Genomic DNA, 19,142 nt, shown 5'->3' on the forward strand with positions numbered 1-19,142 from the left:
CGGCAAGTTACTTGACCGCCACTGTTAGATACCGTGACTATCCAATGACTGTGAATGTGATGTGCATCACAGTACATTATTATTCGTAAATATGTGCGTTCCAGCGGGCTGTTATGGCTTGTTCGGATTTGGGGGTTAGTAAGCCCCAAAGGCGTAGGCGGGCCAGGCCGCCGTCGGGGTGGATGTCCAGGCGGACTTTTTCCACTTCTGGGGTTTTCAGGCGGTAGCGGTGGCGGGTGTCGGGTTGCAGGCGGGTGCGCGGGAGGATGACGGTCTGGTCGCCTTCGGTGGTGGTGGCCGTCAGTTGGGCTTCGGCGGGGGCGTTGAATTTGAGGTTCGAGGTGTCGAGCTCGGCCAGTTCGATGGTGCCGGGGGCGAACAAGGCTATTTCGGCCCAGTCGTTGCCCGTGTCGCGGCGGCGGGCGGTTTCCCAGCCTTCGGCCTGGGTGCGGGCCAGGCCGGGGAACAGCATGTTGTCGGGAGACGAGTAGAAGCGGTCGGAGCAGTCGAGGACGCGGGCGCCGTTCTCCAGGGCCGCGAGGTCCACGGTCAAGCCCGTCAGGTAGGCGGGGTTCGGGACGACCCTGCCGTGGACGCGGAGGCGCGCGATGCCGCCGTCCGGGAACATGTTGAGTCTGACGTGGGTGAAGACGCGTTCTGATCCGGTGGTCGGAAGAGTGTGCGTGGTGTCGCCCTTGAGGGGGGTCCTCGGGACGATCTCCAGCCAGTCGGCGGCTTCGAGTTCGGCGGGGGCCGGGTGGCCGTCGGCGAAGCATGCCTCCACCGAGGCGTGCGGGGGGTAGTTGCCCTTGAACCAGGCGGTGTCGATGACGATGCCGTGGATCTGGCCCGGGAGGCCCAGGCGGACCAGGGCCCAGTCGTGGCCGGGGGTGCGGCGGCGGGCGGTCTCCCAGCCGTCGTAGAGCTGGCCCTTCGGGCCGAAGGTCTCCGGGTGGAACGCGGGTTTCCACGGGTTGAGCAGGTTCTCCTTCTCGGCGAAGGACTCGTCGCTGGCGGCGACGACCGACCCGCCGAGCGTGCGGACGGCCAGGTCCGGCAGGGACGTGAAGTCGGTCATCGTGCCTCCGGTCGGGTGAGCAGGCGTCCGGCCGGGGCGTCGCCGACGGGTGCGCCGCGCAGCCAGGTGGCCTGGACGACGCCCGTCAGCGTTCTGCCCTCGTACGGGGTGACGGGGTGGCGGTGGTGGAGGGACGCGGGGTCGACGGTGAAGGTCGCGTCGGCGGCGAAGGCGACGAGGTCGGCGTCGTTTCCGGGGGCGATGGCGCCCTTGCCGGGGACGGCGGCGAGTGCGGCGGGGGCCTCGGACATCCATCGGACGACCGTGGCGAGGTCGTGGCCTCGTGCGCGGGCGGCCGTCCAGACGGCGGGCAGCCCGAGTTGCAGGGACGAGATGCCGCCCCACGCGGTGGCGAAGTCGCCGCGTTTCAGGTCGGGCGCGCAGGGCGAGTGGTCGGTGACGACGCAGGAGATCGTGCCGGAGGCGAGGCCCTGCCAGAGCCGGTCGCGGTTGGCGGCGTCGCGGATGGGCGGGCAGCATTTGAACGCGGCGGTCCCGGCGTCGCCGTCGCAGAGGGTCAGGTAGTGCGGGCAGGTCTCGGCCGTCACCGGGAGGCCGCCGGCCTGCGCGGCGGCGAGGACGTCCAGGCAGTCGGCCGCCGAGAGGTGCAGGATGTGGGCGCGCGCGCCGGTCTCCTCCGCCAGCCGGACGACCTGTTCGACGGCCCGGCGTTCGGCGGACGGCGGGCGCGAGGTGAGGAACGCGGCGTAGTCGCCGCCGGACGGCGGGGACAGCGCGGCGGGGTCCTCGGCGTGCACGATGACCAGGCCGCCGAAGGCGGCGATCTCCTGGAAGGCCGCCCTCATCTCGGCGGGCGCCAGGGGCGGGAACTCCGGGACGCCCGAGTCGGAGGTGAAGCACTTGAATCCGAAGACCCCGAGGTCGTGCAGCGGGCGGAGCGAGGACGTGTTGCCGGGGATCGCGCCGCCCCAGAAGCCGACGTCCACGGCGCAGGCGCCTTCGGCGGCGGCGCGTTTGGCCGCGAGCGCGGCCGGGTCGACGGTCGGGGGCAGCGAGTTGAGCGGCATGTCGACGAGCGTGGTGACGCCGCCCGCCGCCGCGGCGCGGGTCGCGGTGGCGAAGCCCTCCCATTCGGTGCGGCCCGGTTCGTTGATGTGGACGTGGGTGTCGACGAGCCCGGGGAGCAGCGCGATGTCGCCCAGGTCCACCGAGGCGGGCGTGTCGTAGGGCGAGATCGCGGTGATGCGGCCGGAACGGATCGAGACGGCCGCCGGCCGCTCTCCCTCCGGCAGGACGGTCCGGCGGGAACGGATGACGAGGTCGTCCCCGGTCACGGGCCGGCCACGATGTGCTCCGGCCGGACGGGGACCCGTGTCAGCGCCCTGCCCGTCGCGTCCCTGATCGCGGCGACGACGGCGGGCGTGGACGACAGCGTGGGCGGCTCCCCGGCGCCGCGGAGCCCGTAGGGCGCCTCCGGGTCGGGGTTCTCCAGGATGTCCAGGCGCATCGGCGGCATGTCGAGGATGGTGGGGATCAGGTAGTCGGTGAAGGACGGGTTGCGGACCAGGCCGCCCGTCACGACGATCTCCTCCATCAGCGCCAGGCCGAGGCCCTGCGCGGTGCCGCCGTGGATCTGCCCCTCCAGCGCGGTCCGGTTGAGGATCCGGCCGACGTCCTGGACGGCGGCGAGCTCGACGACCTTGACGAGGCCGAGGTCGACGTCCACGTCGACGACGGCGCGGTGCACGCAGAGCGCGAGCTGGGTGTGGCTGCGGCCCTGGCCGGTGACCGGGTCCAGGGGGGTGGTGGGCCGGTGGTGGTACTCGCGGGTCTCCTCGATGGCGGTGTCGCCGAGGACGTCCTCGATCGTGCCGAGCACGCCCCCGGCCCGCGACACGATCTTCCCGCCGGCGACGGCGAGGCCGGTGCGGCCGAAGCGGCGCGCGGCGCGGGCGAGGAGTTCGGCGCGGACGGCCTCGCAGGCCGTCTTGACCGCCCCGCCCGTCATGTACGACTGGCGGGACGCGCTGGAGGACCCGGCGTCGCCGACCCGGTTGTCGGCCGGGGCGATCGTGACCTTCTGGACGCCGAGCTCGGTCCGCGCGATCTGCGCCTTGACCGTGACGAGGCCCTGCCCGACCTCGGCGGCGGCGGTGTGCACGAGGGCGGTGGCCTCGCCGCCGATGACCTCCAGCCGGACGCGGGCCGTGGACAGGTCGTCGAAGCCCTCGGAGAAGCAGATGTTCTTGATCCCGACGCCGTAGCCGACGCCGCGCACGACGCCCTCGCCGTGGGTCGTCTGGGAGACGCCGCCCGGCAGGTTCCGCAGGTCGGAGCGGTCCGGGTCGGGAGGCATCGGCATGGCCTCCAGCCGGGTGAGCATCTCGGCGAGCGGCGCGGGCGACTCGATGACCTGCCCGGTCGCGAGCCTGGACCCCTGGGAGACGGCGTTGCGGCGGCGGATCTCGACCGGGCCGAGCCCGCAGGCGGCGCCCAGTTTGTCCATCATCGACTCGTAGGCGAAGCATGCCTGGACGGCGCCGAAGCCGCGCATCGCGCCGCACGGCGGGTTGTTGGTGTAGACGCCGTACCCGTCGATGCGGATGTTGGGGATCTCGTAGGGGCCGACGCCCAGCGAGGCGGCGTTCCCGACGACGTTCATGGTGGACGAGGTGTACGCGCCGCCGTCCAGGACGATCTCGACGTCGGCGTAGAGGAGCCGTCCGTCCCGCGTGGCGCCGAACTCGTACCGCATCTGCGCGGGATGCCGGTGGACGTGCCCGAAGAACGACTCGTACCGGTTGTACGACATCTTCACGGGCCGGCCGGTGTGCAGCGCCAGCATCGCCGCGTGGATCTGCATCGACAGGTCCTCGCGGCCGCCGAAGGCGCCGCCGACGCCGGCGAGCGTCATGTGGATCTGGTCCTCGCGCAGCGCGAGGCAGGGCGCGATCTGCTTGAGGTCGTTGTGGATCCACTGCGTGGAGACGTGCAGGTCGACGCCGCCGTCCTCGGCCGGGATCGCCAGGCCCGCCTCGGGCCCGAGGAACGCCTGGTCCTGGATGCCGACCTCGTACTCGCCGGACACCACGACGGCCGCCTCGGCCCTGGCCGCGTCCACGTCCCCGACCCGGACCGGCTGGTGCCGGGTGATGCCGCCGCGGTCCTGGACCTTCAGGCCCTCCGGGTCGGCGATCACCGCGCGCGGGTCGGTGACCGGCTCCAGCACCTCGTACTCGACGGCGATCCGGTCCATCGCGCGGCGCGCCGTCTCGGGGTGGTCGGCGGCGACGAGCGCGACCGGCTCGCCCTGGTGCCGGACCTGGTCGACGGCGAGGACGGGCTGGTCGTCGGTGTGGTCGATGCCGAACACCTTGCGGCCGGGCACGTCCTCGTGGGTGAGGACGGCGCGGACGCCGGGCAGCGCGAGGGCGGGCCCGACGTCCAGCGACCGGATCCGCGCCCGGGGGTGCGGGCTGCGGAGCGTCGCGCCCCAGAGCATCCCGTCCAGCCACAGGTCGGAGGCGTAGGCGAACTCGCCGGCGACCTTGAGGGTGCCGTCCGGGCGCAGGGGGCTCTCGCCGACTCCGCCGATGCCGGGTGTGGCCGTATGGGCCGGGCTCCTGGTCGGGGACGTCATTCAGAGCACCTCCTCGGCGAGGCGCATCAGGCGGCGGTGGGCGTCCGCGCCGCGCCGCCCGGCCTCGTCCTGCGGGACGGTGACGAGCGTGTCGCCGTCCACGACGGTGCGCCCGCCGACGAGCAGGCGCTCCAGCGGCGGCGTCGGCCCGAACGCCAGCGCGACGACGGGGTCGTCGACGGCGGCGCGGAAGCCGTCGATCCGCCACAGCGCGATGTCGGCGAGCCGGCCGGGCGCGAGGGCGCCGAGCTCGTCGTCGCGGCCGAGGCAGCGGGCGCCGCCGAGCGTCGCCATCTCCAGGGCCTGCCGAGCGTTCAGCGCGGTCGGCCCGTACCGGGCGCGCTGCATGTAGATCGCCTGCCGCAGCTCCCCGGCCAGCGGGACGAGTTCGGCCGACGCCGCACCGTCGACGCCGAGCCCGACCGCCGCGCCCGCCTCCAGCAGGTGCGACACGCGGGCGATCCCGGCGCCGAGGCGGGCGTTGGAGCTCGGGCAGTGCGCCGTTCCGGTGCGGGTCTCGGCGAGCCGCTTGACGTCGGTGTCGTGCAGGTGGACGCAGTGCGCGAGCCACACGTCGGGGCCCAGCCAGCCGATCGAGTCCATGTACTCGGTGGGCGTCATGCCGAACTGCTCGCGCGTGTGCTCCTCCTCGTCGAGCGTCTCGGCGAGGTGGGTGTGCAGGCGCACGCCCTTGTCGCGCGCCAGCCGGGCCGACTCGACCAGCAGGTCCCGCGTGACGGAGAACGGCGAGCAGGGCGCGACGGCGACGCGCAGCAGCGACCCGGGCGAGGGGTCGTGGTACCGGTCGATCGCGGCCTCGGTCTCGGCGAGGACGGTGTCGATGTCCTCGACGACCTCGTCCGGGGGCAGCCCGCCCTGCGACTCGCCCCGGTCCATCGATCCCCGGCACGGATGGAACCGGACGCCGATCTCCCGGGCGGCCTCGATCCCGGCCGCGAACAGGTCGCCGCGTCCCTTGGGGAACAGGTAGTGGTGGTCGGTGGACGTCGTGCAGCCCGACTTGGCGAGCCATCCGAGCCCGGCGGTGGCGGCGCCGGCGACGACCTCGGCGTCCATCTTCGACCACGGCTTGTAGAGGGTGGTCAGCCACTCGAACAGGGTGCCGTCGACGGCCGTGCCCTGGCTGGCCCACTGGTAGAGGTGGTGGTGGGAGTTGACCAGGCCGGGGGTGGCGAGGCAGCCCGTGCCGTCGATCCGCTCGGCGCCGGCTTCGGTCTCCGGCGCGGGGCCTGGTCCGACCGCCGTGATCCGGTCGCCCTCGACCACGATGTGGCCGCCCGGGTACTCGTCCCCGGACACGGTGGCCACGTGGGCGTTCTCGATGACGACGCGCCTCATCGCGCGGCCGCCCTGCGCTCGGCCGCGAGGCGCACCGCGTCGAGGATCTTCTCGTAGCCGGTGCAGCGGCACAGGTTCCCGGCCAGCGCCTCGCGGATCTCCGCGTCGGACGGCGCCGGGTTCCGCTCGATCAGGTCGTGCGTCTGGACGATCAGGCCGGGCGTGCAGAACCCGCACTGGACGGCCCCCGCCTCGACGAACGCCTCCTGCACGGCGTCGAGCCGCTCCTCGCCGGGCGGCCCCTGCGCCAGCCCCTCCACGGTGACGACCTCGCGGTCCTGCGCCTGGCCCGCCGCGACCAGGCAGGCGCACACCGGCACGCCGTCCAGGTAGACGGTGCACGAGCCGCATTCGCCCTGCTCGCAGGCATTCTTGGAACCGGGGAGGCCCATCCGCTCGCGGAGCATGTAGAGCAGGCTCTCGCCCTCCCACACCTCGTCCACGGCCTCCTCGGACCCGTTGACGGTCAGGTTCACGCGCATCACGAGGCCGCCTTTCCCACGGTCGTCTTGCGGTGGTCGTTCCAGGCCCAGGTGAGCGTGCGGCGCGCCAGCACCGCCAGGGCGTGGCTGCGGTAGCCGCCCGTCCCGCGGACGTCGTCGATCGGCGACGCCGCGTCCCGCACCAGTTCGCCGAAGCGCCGGGCGGCGGCCTCGGCAAGCGGGCCGCGCCCGTCCCAGTCCAGCTCGGCGGAGATGAACGCCTCGGCCTCGGTGGCGCGGCGCGGGGTCGGGGCGGCCGAGCCGAGGCCGGTGCCGACGCGGCGCTCGCCCGGGTGCAGCGCGACGGCGAAGGAGCAGACCGCGATCACCATCGCGTTCCGGGTGCCGATCTTGGAGAAGTACTGCGGGCCGGACGCGGGCGGCGCCCAGAACGCGCGGATCAGCTCGTCCGGCGCGAGCGCGTTGCGCTTCACGCCGGTGAAGAACTCCGCGACCGGGATCATCCGGACGCCGCGCTCGGCCGACTCGGCCTCGATCACCGCGTCCCCGGCCAGCAGCGGCGGATGGCCGTCCCCGGCGGGCGACGCGGCGCCGAGGTTGCCGCCGACCGTGCCGCGGTTGCGGATCTGCGGCGACCCGACCGTGCGGGACGCCTGGGCGAGGCCGGGCAGCCGCCCGCCCAGCTCGGTGATCAGCCGCGCGTAGGGGACGCCGGCGCCGACGCGGAGCCGGCCGTCCGCGGTGTCCCATGCGGTGAGGGCGCGGATCCGGGTCAGGTCGAGCAGCGCCTCGGGCCGCCGCGCGTCGAAGTTGATCTCGACCATGACGTCGGTGCCGCCCTGGACGGGCAGGGCACCGGGCCGCGCGGCCTTGGCGGCCAGCGCGTCCTCCCAGGTCAGCGGTCGCAAGAAGTCCATGTCTCAGTATTCCTCCGGGACGGCGGTCTCAGTCGAAGGCCGCCGGTGCGGCGGGCGCGTCGTCGGTCAGCACCGTGCCTTCGATGAGCCCGTACGGGCGGTCCGCCGCGAAATAGACCTCGTTGTCGTTGTCCAGGCCGAACGGCTCCAGGTCGACCAGGAAGTGGTGCTTGTTGGGCAGCGACAGCCTGACCTCGCAGATCTCCGGCCGCTCGGTGAGGACGCGGCGCCCCATCTGGTAGAGCGTCTGCTGGAGCGACAGGCTGTGCGTCCCGGCGAACGCGCGCAGCAGGCCGTCGCGGGCGGCGGCGTAGGAGTCGTCCCAGCCCGCGGTGGTGCCGCGGTGCCGCCACCGGGCGGTGACCGCCGTGGCGAGGATCCGGTCGTCGGTCGGTTCGAGCGTCGTGTACCCGTCCCGGGCGAAGCCGTGGAACTCGCTTCCGGTGGAGTTGAGGACGACCAGGTCGGTGAGGCCCGAGACGACCGACTCCGCCTCGCCGCCGTGGACCAGCGCCGTGCGCACCTCGCCGCCGTCCCGGACGAACGAGTGCCCGCCCGCGATGCGCCGCCAGCCGTACTCGCGGATCTCCACCCGGGCGTGCGCGACCGCGGGCTGGGAGGCCGTGAAGTGCCGCGCGAGCAGGAGGCCGAAGTCCTCGATCGCGCCGATGCCGTGCTCGCGGGCGAACGCGAACACGGTGTTCTTCTGGGTGTCGGTGGGCAGCACGGCGGCGTTGTCGCCGGTCAGGTGGACCTCGTCCATCGCGCCGGACAGCGCCACGCTGACGTTCAGGTCCCTGATCCGGTGGGTGCCGCCGTCCCGCGTCACGCGCACGACGCGCGTCTCCGCCTTGCCGTAACGGTTGGGCCCGAGAACGATCGCCACTAGCTCCCCCGGTACGTCGAGTACGCGAACGGGCTGATCAGGAGGGGGACGTGGTAGTGCCGGCCCGGGTCGTCGATGGTGAACGCGACCGTGACCTCGGGGTAGAAGTCCGACAGTCCCTCGGTGGCGAAGGTCAGCCGGTGCACCCCCTCGCCGGGCTCGGCGCCCCACTCCCGGACGCGGCCGTCGGCGTCGGTGCGGGCCTCGGCGAGCGGAGTCCAGCCGCCGCCCGCGTCGCGGCGCTCCAGCCGGACGGCCACGCCCGCGGCGGGCATCCCCTTCGCCGCGTCGAGTACGTGGGTCGAAAGGCTCACGCGTCCTCCTCCATCAGCCTGGCCAGCCGCAGGTCGACGATCTCCCCCAGTTCCCGGCGGACGGCGTCGCGCTCGGTGTCAGGGTCGTTGCCGAGCCGTTCCCGCAGCGCGGCGAGCATCTCCAGCGCGGAGCGCCCGGACGCGCGGATCAGGAACACGTGGCCGAAACGCTCCTCGTAGGCGCGGTTTCCCGCTATCAGGGCGTCCTGAACGTCGGCCGGCGCCGCGGCCGCCCCGGCCTGCTCTCCTCGCGACCAGCGGGCCTCGCGCGCGGCGCCGCCCACCCGGTCCCCGATGCGCGGATGCGCCGCGAGCGCCTCCTCGACGTCCGCCCACTCCAGGTCGTCCAGTGCGCGCCTCGACGCGGCGCGCAGCGCGGCGGGATCGGCGTAGGCCCGGCCGCCGACCTCGGCGATCCACCGGCGGGACGCGCAGCACGCCGCCAGCTCCTCGCTGCTCGGTTCCACCACGCTTGCAGTACACAAGCCCGCCCCGGGCGCGGTCGAGTCACAGGACGTCCGAAGCGAGGCCATGGTCGCGCGCGGTCTTTTGTAGCTTGCTACATATGAAGCTGCGTTCGCTGCTCGCGATGCCCGGGCTGCGGCTGGAGGTCGTCAGCGGGGAGGACGAGCTCGACCGGCCGATCCGCTGGGTCGTCACCACCGACCTGATCGACCCCGGCCGCTACCTGCGCGGCGGCGAGCTCGTGCTCACCGGCCTGGTCTGGCGGACGGGCCCGGCCGACTCGGAGGCGTTCGCCGCGGCCCTCGCCGGGGCGGGCGTGTCGGGGCTGGCCGCGTGGGACCTCACGCTCGGCGCCATCCCGGACGATCTCGTGGCGGCGTGCCGCCGGCACCGGCTGCCGCTGTTCAAGGTCCCCGAGGACGTGGCGTTCGCGACCGTGACCGAGGAGGTCGTCCGGCACCTGTCCGGCGCCCGCGCGGCCGACCTCACCGCTCTGCTGGACCGGCACCGCCGCCTGGTCGAGGGGACCGGGCTCGGCGCCGTCCTCGACCTGGTCGGCCACTGCCACGTCCTCGCCCCGACCGGGCGGGTCGTCGCGGGGCCGCCGCCCGCCGACCCGGCCGCTCTGGCCTCCGCGTTCCTCACCGCCCCCCGGCTGCCGCACCACGTCCCGGGCCAGGACATGTCGCTCTTCCCGGTGTCCCCCGGCGACACGCCGCGGGTCGCCGACTGGTTCGTGGCGCTGGAGGGGGACTTCGAGGACTGGCCGCCCGAACGCCACACGATGGCCGGGGAGCTGGCCGCGATCGTCGACCTCGAACGGGCCCGCCTCCGCGCCGACGACCGCTCGTCCCAGGACATCGTGACCGCCGCCTTCTCCGGGAACGATCTGCCGAGGCCGGAGGAGCTCGCCTCCCCGGTCGTGGCGGTCGCCGCGTCCGCGCAGGGCCCGCTGCGTCCGGGCGAGCTGCGCACCGTGCTCGCCGAGGTCGTGGGCGTGCCGCGGCCGGTGGTCGGGCTGCTGGACGGGGAGGCCGTCGCGCTCGTCCCCTCCGGCGGGCTGGACGTCGCCGCCGCCGTCCAGGACGCCCTCGGTCTCCTCGCCCCCGGTCTGGCGGGCACCCGCGTGGCCGTCGGGGTGAGCGGCGCCGCCGTGCCCCCCGACCTGCGCGGCGCCATCGAGGAGGCCCGCCACGCCCGCCGCCTCGCCGCGACCCGCCCCTCCCCGGTGTGCGTCGTCCGGCACGAGGAACTCGCGACCCACGTTCTGCTGCTCGCCAGCGTGCCGGACGACGTCCGCCAGATGTTCCGGGTGCGCCTCCTGGACCCGCTGCGCTCCTACGACGAGGTCCACGGAGCCGGCCTCGTCCAGACGCTGGAGACGTTCCTGCGCAACTCCGGCTCCTGGACGCGCTGCGCCGAGGAGCTCCATCTCCACGTCAACTCGGTCCGGTACCGCGTCCAGCGCATCCAGGATCTGACCGGCCGGGACCTGTCCCGGATGGAGGACCGGGTCGACTTCTTCCTCGCCCTCCTCGTCTGACCGCGCCGGCTCCGGGCGCGCGTCAGGCCGTGGTGTGCCGCAGGAGCGCGGGGACGACCGTGTCCCAGGTCCGGCGCGGGAGCTCGCTGCCCGTGCCGGGCAGGACGAGGAGCTCGGCGGACGGGATCTCGGCGGCCAGCGCCCGGCCGTTGCCCAGCGGGAAGAAGGGGTCGTCCTCCCCGTGGACGACGAGGGTCGGGGCGGCGATCTCCGGGAGGCGCTCGCGCCAGCGATCGCCGGAGTCCAGGGCCGCGAAGACGGTCCCCATCTGGTTCGCCCGGTGCGCCTTGCCGGGGTCGGCTCCCGTGACGGTGCGGTCGAAGATCCGCTCGATGTTCGCGCGGGCCTCGGCCTCGTCGAAGGACGGGCCCGACATGTGGCGGGCGTTCTCGACCTGGAAGGCGACCACGGACTCCCGGTCCGTCCAGTCGACCTTCGGCCGCTCCATGAAGCGGGCCATCAGCTCCGGGGCGTGGTCGGGCAGGTCGGCGTCGGCCGGCCCCGGGGCGGTGGGCCTGGTCGCGATGAGGGTGAGGGTGGCGACGCGGGCCGGGTGGTCCAGGGCGAGGAGCTGGGCGATCCAGCCGCCGACGCCGAACCCGGCGACGTGCGCGGACGGCAGCCCGAAGGCGTCGAGGACGCCGGCGGCGTCGGCGACGAGGTCGCGCAGCGTGTAGCGGGGGGCCTCGGGGTCGGCGGTCTCGGACCGGCCCGTGTCGCGCAGGTCGTAGCGGACGGCGAACCTGCGCAGCGCGGCGAGGCGCTCGCACAGGTCGTCCGGCCACGTGAGCATCGTGTTGCCGATCAGCAGGATCGGCGGGTCGGACGGATCACCGAACGTCTCCGCGCACAGTTCCGCCCCGCCCGCCTTGATGAGTTTCTCCATGGAGGGGTGGACCGTGCGCGGAGCCGGAACTCATCGCCTCACGGCGTGTCCGTCTTGGCGGCGATCGCCTCCAGGGCGGCGGTGATGTTCGCCTCGGCGGCCGCCTTGTCGACGCCGGTGCCGGAGAGGATGCCCGTGCCGTCCTCGAACTCCAGCAGGGCGAGCAGGATGTGCTCGGTGCCGACGTAGTTGTGGCCGAGGCGCAGGGCCTCGCGGAACGTCAGTTCGAGGGCCTTCTTGGCGTCCTGGCCGAAGGGGATGAGCTCGGGGAGCTCACCGTCCGCCTCCGCGGGGAGCGCCGCCGTGGCGGCCTGCCGGACGGTGTCGAGCAGGACGTCCTGGGCGAGGATCGCCTTGGCGGCCAGCGCCTCGGGCTCGGTGAGCAGGGCGAGGACGAGGTGGGCCGGGGTGATCTCGGCGTTGCCGGCGGCGCGGGCCTCGCTCATCGAGGCCACGACGACCTTGCGGGCGCGCTCGGTGTAGCGGGAGAAGCCCTGGGAGGGGTCGAGGTCGGGCTTCTCGCCCTTGGCGACGAAGCGCTTCTGCGCCGCCTGCTTGCTGACGCCCATGCTCTTGCCGATCTCCGTCCAGGACGCGCCGGAGCGGCGGGCCTGGTCGACGAAGTGGCCGATGAGGTGGTCGGCGACCTCGCCGAGGTGCTCGGCGGCGAGGACGGCGCTGGTCAGCTGTTCGAGGGCGTCGGTGTGGACCTTCTTGATGCCGTTGATCAGGTCGTCGAGGCGGACCTGGACCGGCGGCCGCTGGGGTTCGGTCATGCGTCAACCATAGGTTGACGATCTCGGATCGTCAACCCTGGGTTGACGCTCACCAGCCGGCGGCCCCGGCGAAGGACGTCGGGGCGGGGTCGTAGCCGAGGGCCTCCCGGGCGGCGGTGGTGTCGAGGGTGCGCTCCAGGGCGAGATGGCTGATCGCGTAGCGGGTGAGCCGCGGCGGTTCGGGACGCCGGGCCAGCAGGAACGCCCCCTCGGCGACGGCGGCGAGCGGGCGGGCGGCGCGGGCCGGGACGTACACCGGGCGCGCCTGGACGCCGCGCTCGCGCAGGATCGCGCGGAACGCGTCGTCGATCGCGACCGGCGCCGCGTCCGCGACGTTGAAGACGCCGGAGGCCACGGAGCCCGTCGCGGCCAGGACGCACGCCTGGACCAGGTTCCCGACCGAGGTCAGGCTGACGCGCTGGCGGCCGGTCCCGACGGCGGGCAGCACCGGGCCCCGCACGGCGGACAGGACGCGCGGAAGGAGCGTCGTGTCGCCGGGCCCGTAGACCGCGTGCGGGCGCAGGATGATCGCACCGGCGCTCGCGGCGGCCCTCTCGGCGGCGGCCTTGGAGGCGCCATAGGCGTTCATGTAGCGGCGCACCGGGGCCTCGTCCTCGCGCGCCATGACGCTCGGTGTGAACGGGTCGTACACGCTGGCCGTGCTGACGTGCACGAACCTCGCTCCCGGGAAGCTCCCCAGAGCGTTGCGGGTGCCGGTGAGGTTCGCGGCGAAGAGGGCCGCCGAGGGTCCCCAGTCGGTGACGCTTCCCGCGCAGTGGACGACCGCGTCCACGGCGGGCGCGTCCGGCAGCGGACCTCGCGTGAGGTCCCAGGACCGGTAGGGCGCGCCGCCCACGCGGCCGGGGGCCACCGCCGGACGGCGGCCGAACGCGAGAACGGCCGTCCCCTCGGACGCGAGCGCCCGGCACACCGCGCCGCCGACGAAACCCGAGGCTCCCGTCACCGCGATCCTCACGGCGCCACCACCTCGCGGAGCCGGTCCCGGTCGAGCTTGCGGGTGCGCCCGGAGCGGGGCAGCTCGTCCAGGACGACGATGCGGTCCGGGAGGGCGTCGTGGTCGATGACGTCCGGGAGCCTGCGGTGCAGCCGCTCGTGCAGGTCGCCGGTGCCGACCACCGCGAGCACGACCTCCTCGTCCCCCGTGCGCGGGTCCGGCACGCCCACGATGGCGGCCTCGGCCACGCCGGGCAGCGCGGCGATCGACGGCTCGTACAGGCCGGGGTAGAGGTTGAACTTGCCGCGGATCAGCATGTCCTTCTTGCGTCCCGTCAGGACGAGGCGGCCGCCGTCCAGCCGCGCGAGATCGCCGGTCGGCAGCTCGGCGACGGGGTCGGCGCCGAGGTACCCGCGGCACAGGTTGGGGCCGGACAGCAGCAGCTCGCCGTCCCCGGCCAGGCGGGCGCCGACCCCGGGGAGGGGCGCGCCGAGCAGGTCGCCGGGCCCGCCGTGCGCGAGCTTCTCCCGCGCCGACGCGATCGCCACGGGCAGGATCTCCGTCATCGCGTACACCGACAGGACCTCCGCGGAGGGGGCCGCCTCGACCGCCTGCCGGAGCACGGCCGCGGGCGCGGGCGCCGCGCCGAGCAGCACGTACCGGACGGACGGCGGCAGCTCGCGGCACGCGTCCAGGATCTCGGCGAGGTGGACGGGGACGCAGAACGTGTGCGTGGCCCGCCGCTCGCGCATCAGCCGCGCGAAGTCGGCCGGGGCGCAGAACAGGGGCGGCATCGACCAGCGGGCGCCCGCGATCAGGGTCGGCAGGCCGAGCATGAGCTGGTCGGTGTGGACGACGTCCCCCGGCCCGAGGGGCAGCCGGGACCGGAACAGGTCGAGCGCCGCCGCCAGCGACGCCTGCGTGTGGACGACCGCGCGCGGGTCCGCCGTCGTGCCCGACGTGAAGATCACGGCGGCGGGGGCGTCCGGATCGGGCTCGCGGTCCGGCTCGGGCGCCTCGCCCCGGGCCAGGCGCGCGAAGGACAGCGCACCCCGGGGCACGCCCGGCAGCCGGCGGCCGACGTGGATGTGCCGCATCGGGCCCTCGCCCGGGATCTGCAGGTCGGCGAGGTTCGGCAGGAGGAGCCCGCGCCGCCGCGCGTACGCCCGGACGGGCCGGAGCCTGCTGCCCGCGTACAGCACCGATTCCGCCGCCGACCAGCGGGGACGGGCCAGCCGCAGCCGCGCGGTGAACATCTCGGGCCCGGCGCCCGGGTCGGCGAACACGACCACTCCCCCGGCCGCGACCACGCCCAGCGCGAGGACGAGCGACTCCGGCGAGGGGCGCACCGAGAACAGCACGCCGTCGCCCGCGGCGAGCCCGCCGGACAGCAGCCCGTGCCGGACGGCGAGCACCTGCCGCCGCAGGTCGCCGTAGGTCAGCTCCGTGCCGTCCCCGGAGACCAGGGCGACGGCGGCGGGCGTCCGCGCCGCCTGGTCGAGCAGCCGCCGGACGAGCGTCATGCCGCCCTCACTTTCCGAGGATCTCCCGACCGGACGGCCAGGTGGCGATAGGTCGGGATCAGAACGTTCCGGGCGGCGGCGCGGCGCGTGACGGTGAGCGGCGCGGCGGCGAGCAGCGCCCGGGCGACCAGGCGGATCTGCGCCATGGCCAGCGGGTACCCGATGCAGAAGTGCGGCCCGGCGCCGAACCACAGGCGGCGCAGCTCGGGCGGGTGCGGGCGGTCCAGGTCGAACGGGCCGTGGGCGCGGCAGCAGTTGTGCGTGGCGATCAGCACCCGGTCGCCGGGGCGGATCGCCGCGCCCCCGACCACGGCCGGGCGGTGCACGCTGCGCAGCATGACCGGCGTCGGCGTCGCGACCCGCATCGCCTCCTCGACGGCCCGGTCCAGGAGAGCGGGATCCCCGGCGACGCGGTCGAGCTGCCCGTGGTCGGCGAGCAGGGCGACCAGGCGCGGCAGCAGCGTCGCGACGGTCTCGGTACCGGTCAGGAAGAACGCTCCGGCGGCGCCGCGCGCCTCGTCCTGCGACAGGCCGAGGGCCCGCATCCGTCCCATGACCGTGGACTCGTCCCCCGCCAGGTAGGACTTGGCCGCGATGTCGCCGAGCGGGTCGAGCACCGCGCGGGCCCGGCGGGCCTGGGACGGGGAGAGCCGCCGCGTGCGCAGCGACACCATCGAGACGATCTTCTCGCCCTGCTCGAACAGGTCCCGGTAGGCGGCCTCGGTGCCGCCTTCGAGCCCGATGACCTCGCCGATCACGGTCCCGGCCATGACCCGCGCCGCGTCCACCAGGTCGACGGCCGCGCCGCGTCCGAGGCGGTCCGACAGCGCGGCCAGCGGCTCGGCCAGCACGCGGGCGCACAGCGCCTCGGTGTAGGCCGGGGTGAACAGGTCGGTCAGGCGGCGGCGGAGGGCGCGGTGGGCGCCGCCCTCCATGTTGAGCAGGACGGACGGCCCGAGCACGGGCGTCCACAGCTCGCCGGGCGAGCCGGGGCCGTCCTTGCGGAACGTCACGCCGTCCATGAGGATCTCGCGGGCCAGGGCGGCGTCGTTCACGACCACCCCGACCCCGGGCACGCGCACGATCGGCCCGCGCCGCGCGACCCCGCGCAGGAGCGGGTAGGCGACCGGGTGCGCGGCCAGGTAGAGCCGCCTCTCCCAGTTCATCGGATGTCCCCCGCGTTCATCGGATGTCCCCTGCGCTCATCGGATGTCCACGACGGCGGGGCGGTAGCGGTGGTCGGCGTACCAGCCGAGCGTCCTGACGAGGCCGAACGCGCGGAGCCTGCGCACGGACCCGTACACGACGACGTCCTCGCGCAGCGCGTAGGCGTCGGTCACGTAGCGGACGCGGTTGACCAGCGCGCGGTCCTCGTGGACGTCCTCGATGCGGGTGCGGGGGAAGCCGCCCGCCCGCTCGTACAGGTCGGCCGTGATCGCGAGGTTGCAGCCCGGCATCATCACGTACGGGCCGAGGTAGAGCGGGTCCTGGTTGCCGGGACGGAACCGCCCGAACAGGGCGGCGAGGTCGATGACGGCGGGCAGCAGGCGGCGCTCCCAGAGCCTCAGGGGGAACTCGTCGGTGCGCGGCAGCAGCGGCCCGGACACCATCTCCAGCCCCTCGCCGAACGCCCGCCGCACCGCCGCGACCCAGCCGCGGTGGGGCAGGCAGTCGGCGTCGGTGCGGGCGACGTGCGTGGCCCCCGCGCCGATCGCGTGCCGGACGCCGGTGTCGGCGGCGGCGCCGGTCCCCTTCTCCGGCTCGTGGACGATCCGGACGTCGAACGCCGCGGCGCCCGCGGCGAACTCCTTGACGGCGGTGGCGGTCCCGTCCGTGCTGCCGTTGTCGACCACGACGAGGGTGAAGCCGGTGTCGGTCTGCTCGGCGAGGCGGCGCAGCGTCGCGCCGATCGAGCGCTCCTCGTTGTAGGCGGGGACGACGATCCACAGGCTCATCGGGTCCGCGGGGTTCGCAGGCTTCGCAGGGTTCGCAGGGTTCATCGTCACAGCTCCGCGAACATGACGCCGAGGCTGACGCCGCCGGCGAGCCCGATCAGCGCGATCCGGTCGCCGGGCCCGCAGCGGCCCTCGGCGAGCGCGGTGGCGATCTGCAGCGGGAGGCTCGCGGACGCGACATTGCCGTGGTCGGGCAGCGTGACGACGAGCCGGTCGGGCGGGATGCCGAGGATCGCGCGCAGCGTCTCCAGGTAGGGCAGCGTCACCTGGTGGACGCCGACGACCGCGAAGTCGTCCCAGGTCAGCCCGGTCTTGGCGAGCGCGGTGGTGAAGATCTCAGGGCCGGTCGCCAGGAAGGCGTCCTTCAGCCGCCGGCCGTCCCCGCTGAAGTAGGTGAACTCGGGGTCGCGCGGGTGCATCGAACCGCCGCCCGGGAGCGTCCCGACCCGCCAGGCGCTGGAGACGGCGGCGAAGTCGCGGTAGAAGATCCCGCCGTCCGGGGCGGCCTCCACGAGCATCGCGGCGCCGCCGTCGGAGAGGGTGTAGCCGGCGAACGCGTCCACGAACTGGGCGCGGTCGCGCACCTTCCAGCGGACGGCGCGGGACGGGCTCTCGCCCGTGCAGACCAGGACGCGCTCGTGCTGCCCGGTGCGGATCAGCGCGTCCGCCATCTGGAGCCCGTTGAGGAAGCCGTTGCAGGCGTTCTTGACGTCGAAGACCGGGCAGGTCGCGCCGAGCTTGGCGGCGACGATGTGCGCGGTCGCGGGCTCCACGAGGTCCTGCGACGCCGACCCGAAGACCAGCATGTCCAGGCCGGCCGGCTCGACCGCGCGCTCGGCGAGGGCGCGGCGGGCCGCGGCGACGGCGAGGTCGGACGCCTGCTCGTCGTCGCGCATCACGTGCCGGGACCGGATGCCGGTCATCCGCTCGACGATCGTGGGGTGCGGGCGGTACCCGGGGCTCTCGGCCGCGACGCGGGCCTCGACCTCGGCGCTGCTGACCGTCCGGTCCGGCAGGTGCGCGGCGACGGCGGTGATGCGGGCTCTCATGGGCTCGGGTCCCCCGGTTCCTCGTGCTCGGTGTCCGGCAAGCCTCGTCGGCCGCGGGCGCTCCCGGTCAGGGGAACCCTACGCATCCCGAGCCGGGCGTTGTACCCGGTTCGGCCTGAGTACTGCCACTTAGCCCGGTTTGAGGGATACCACGTTTCCATCCGGATTCCGGAACCGCCAGAATCGGCGGGTGACCAGCACGAAGACCGACAGGGCGGCGCGGCACGAGGCCCGCCTGCTGTGGACGGCGAACCCGGGCCTGTTCGCCCTCCTGGAGGCGGCGCGCCACACCGGCCCCATCACCCGCGTCCCGAGGCTCGGGTGGGTGGTGACCGACCCCGTCCTCGCGCGGCAGGTCCTCAACGACCACGCCGCCTTCGGCATGAACGGCGAGGGCGGCGTCGGCCACCTCTGGACGCAGCTGTTCGGGGACGAGATGGGGCGGTTCTTCGGCGGTGCGACCCACGCCGAGGTCCGCACCCGCGCCCGCGACCTGTTCACCGAGGACGCCGCCCGGGTCCTGGTGGAGCGTTCCCAGGGCCGGACCCACGCCGCGCTCGCCGCCCGCCTCGCCGCCGGGACGGGCGTCGACGTCGCCGACGCGGCCCGCGTCATGGCCGGACGCATGGTCGCCGACCTGCTGGGCCTGCCCGCGGACCGGGCCGACGCCGACTACCGCGCGCTCTTCGCCGCCGGGGAACGGCTCGCCCGGCTGGCGCTCGGCACGACCGCGTCCACCGGCCTCGACCCGGCCGTCCTCGCGCGGGCCCGCGCCGTCGTGGACGAGATCACCGCCGGAGTCCCGCGCGCCTACCGGACGGCCGGAACCGGCACCCTGCTCGGCCGCTGCCGCGAGATGGGCCTCGGCCTGCCGCTCGCCCGCGGCCTGGCGACCCTGCTGGTGATCGCCGGAACGGAGACCGGGGTGTCCGGGACCGTCCGCACCGCGGCCCTGCTGCACGACACCGGAGGGCAGCGGGCCCTGCTGGACGATCCGTCCCTCATGGACAACGCGGTACGGGAGGGGCTGCGCGTCGCGGCCCCGGCGCCGGTGATCGGGCGGCACGTCGCCCGGGACGCGGCGGTCGGCGGGCGGCGGCTCCGCGCGGGCGACCGGGTCCTGCTGCTGACCTACCGGGCGACGGGCGCCGCCGGGCCGTTCGACGTCCGGCGCGCCTACGTCCCGGAGACGCGGCAGCTGTGGTTCGGCGGCGGGCGCCACCTGTGCCTCGGCGCCGCCGTCGCGCGCGTGCAGGTGGCCCGGATGCTGGAGACGCTGCTGTCCTCCGGCCGCCCGTACCGGGTGGTCTCCCGCCGCCCGGCCCGCCGCGTCCTCGTCCCGTCGTACGCCGAGCTCCGCGTCCGGCCCGCCCGGTACCCGTGACGGCGCCG

General features: G+C 74.5%; 18 protein-coding genes. 2 read left to right on the top strand and 16 right to left on the bottom strand.

Annotated features, from left to right (window positions below; all coding sequences use genetic code 11):
* Positions 1 to 79: 79 nt before the first annotated feature.
* The 9 genes from alc to uraD are packed head-to-tail and all read right to left on the bottom strand — an operon-like array spanning position 80 to position 9,068.
* Entirely contained in the window at positions 80 to 1,078 is a 999-nt protein-coding gene (gene alc / locus BJY14_RS10855; RefSeq protein ID WP_179843494.1) for an allantoicase, read from the bottom strand.
* Positions 1,075 to 2,373, bottom strand: a complete 1,299-nt coding sequence (allB, locus tag BJY14_RS10860) for an allantoinase AllB (RefSeq protein ID WP_179843495.1) — start codon at positions 2,371 to 2,373, stop codon at positions 1,075 to 1,077. Before allB ends, alc begins: the two co-directional genes overlap by 4 nt.
* Positions 2,370 to 4,679, bottom strand: coding sequence for a xanthine dehydrogenase subunit D (pucD, locus tag BJY14_RS10865; RefSeq protein WP_179843496.1), 2,310 nt, complete (start codon positions 4,677 to 4,679; stop codon positions 2,370 to 2,372). The genes allB and pucD overlap by 4 nt, the downstream gene beginning before the upstream one ends.
* Positions 4,680 to 6,038, bottom strand: a complete 1,359-nt coding sequence (locus BJY14_RS10870) for an 8-oxoguanine deaminase (RefSeq protein WP_179843497.1) — start codon at positions 6,036 to 6,038, stop codon at positions 4,680 to 4,682.
* On the bottom strand, positions 6,035 to 6,520 hold the full coding sequence (locus tag BJY14_RS10875) for a (2Fe-2S)-binding protein (protein ID WP_179843498.1): 486 nt from the start codon (positions 6,518 to 6,520) through the stop codon (positions 6,035 to 6,037). Before BJY14_RS10875 ends, BJY14_RS10870 begins: the two co-directional genes overlap by 4 nt.
* A complete protein-coding gene (locus BJY14_RS10880; RefSeq protein ID WP_179843499.1) occupies positions 6,520 to 7,398 on the bottom strand; it encodes an FAD binding domain-containing protein in 879 nt (292 codons plus the stop codon). The genes BJY14_RS10875 and BJY14_RS10880 overlap by 1 nt, the downstream gene beginning before the upstream one ends.
* A gap of 28 nt (positions 7,399 to 7,426) precedes the next feature.
* Complete coding sequence (gene pucL, locus BJY14_RS10885) at positions 7,427 to 8,284, bottom strand: factor-independent urate hydroxylase (RefSeq protein ID WP_179843500.1); 858 nt, start codon at positions 8,282 to 8,284, stop codon at positions 7,427 to 7,429.
* Entirely contained in the window at positions 8,284 to 8,598 is a 315-nt protein-coding gene (gene uraH, locus BJY14_RS10890; RefSeq protein WP_179843501.1) for a hydroxyisourate hydrolase, read from the bottom strand. The genes pucL and uraH overlap by 1 nt, the downstream gene beginning before the upstream one ends.
* Positions 8,595 to 9,068 (bottom strand): 2-oxo-4-hydroxy-4-carboxy-5-ureidoimidazoline decarboxylase, encoded by a 474-nt coding sequence (uraD, locus tag BJY14_RS10895; protein ID WP_312879136.1) that lies wholly within the window; start codon positions 9,066 to 9,068, stop codon positions 8,595 to 8,597. Before uraD ends, uraH begins: the two co-directional genes overlap by 4 nt.
* A 95-nt stretch (positions 9,069 to 9,163) precedes the next feature.
* Here uraD and BJY14_RS10900 point away from each other — a divergent pair, with 95 nt between their 5' ends.
* Complete coding sequence (locus tag BJY14_RS10900) at positions 9,164 to 10,606, top strand: PucR family transcriptional regulator (RefSeq protein ID WP_179843503.1); 1,443 nt, start codon at positions 9,164 to 9,166, stop codon at positions 10,604 to 10,606.
* 22 nt (positions 10,607 to 10,628) lie between these two features.
* On the opposite strand, the gene BJY14_RS10905 is transcribed toward BJY14_RS10900, so the two are convergent.
* Genes BJY14_RS10905 through BJY14_RS10935 form a run of 7 tightly spaced genes read right to left on the bottom strand, consistent with a single transcriptional unit; the run spans position 10,629 to position 17,750 of the window.
* A complete protein-coding gene (locus tag BJY14_RS10905; protein ID WP_179843504.1) occupies positions 10,629 to 11,492 on the bottom strand; it encodes an alpha/beta fold hydrolase in 864 nt (287 codons plus the stop codon).
* 38 nt (positions 11,493 to 11,530) lie between these two features.
* Positions 11,531 to 12,268: a Clp protease N-terminal domain-containing protein gene (locus tag BJY14_RS10910; protein ID WP_179843505.1), complete on the bottom strand. Its 738-nt coding sequence runs from the start codon at positions 12,266 to 12,268 to the stop codon at positions 11,531 to 11,533.
* Positions 12,269 to 12,317: 49 nt separating this feature from the next.
* Entirely contained in the window at positions 12,318 to 13,244 is a 927-nt protein-coding gene (locus BJY14_RS10915) for an NAD-dependent epimerase/dehydratase family protein (protein ID WP_179843506.1), read from the bottom strand.
* Complete coding sequence (locus BJY14_RS10920) at positions 13,241 to 14,746, bottom strand: class I adenylate-forming enzyme family protein (protein WP_179843507.1); 1,506 nt, start codon at positions 14,744 to 14,746, stop codon at positions 13,241 to 13,243. The genes BJY14_RS10915 and BJY14_RS10920 overlap by 4 nt, the downstream gene beginning before the upstream one ends.
* Positions 14,743 to 15,912 carry a cytochrome P450 gene (locus tag BJY14_RS10925; RefSeq protein WP_179843508.1) on the bottom strand — a complete coding sequence of 390 codons (1,170 nt, stop codon included), beginning with the start codon at positions 15,910 to 15,912 and terminating at the stop codon, positions 14,743 to 14,745. The genes BJY14_RS10920 and BJY14_RS10925 overlap by 4 nt, the downstream gene beginning before the upstream one ends.
* A 36-nt stretch (positions 15,913 to 15,948) precedes the next feature.
* Positions 15,949 to 16,746 (bottom strand): glycosyltransferase family 2 protein, encoded by a 798-nt coding sequence (locus tag BJY14_RS10930; protein ID WP_246395867.1) that lies wholly within the window; start codon positions 16,744 to 16,746, stop codon positions 15,949 to 15,951.
* A gap of 2 nt (positions 16,747 to 16,748) precedes the next feature.
* Positions 16,749 to 17,750, bottom strand: coding sequence for a 3-oxoacyl-ACP synthase III family protein (locus BJY14_RS10935; RefSeq protein WP_179843510.1), 1,002 nt, complete (start codon positions 17,748 to 17,750; stop codon positions 16,749 to 16,751).
* Between the two features lie 190 nt (positions 17,751 to 17,940).
* Here BJY14_RS10935 and BJY14_RS10940 point away from each other — a divergent pair, with 190 nt between their 5' ends.
* Positions 17,941 to 19,134 carry a cytochrome P450 gene (locus BJY14_RS10940; protein WP_312879137.1) on the top strand — a complete coding sequence of 398 codons (1,194 nt, stop codon included), beginning with the start codon at positions 17,941 to 17,943 and terminating at the stop codon, positions 19,132 to 19,134.
* Positions 19,135 to 19,142 lie beyond the last annotated feature (8 nt).

The organism is Actinomadura luteofluorescens (assembly GCF_013409365.1).
In the GTDB taxonomy this organism is placed as follows: Bacteria; Actinomycetota; Actinomycetes; order Streptosporangiales; family Streptosporangiaceae; genus Spirillospora; species Spirillospora luteofluorescens.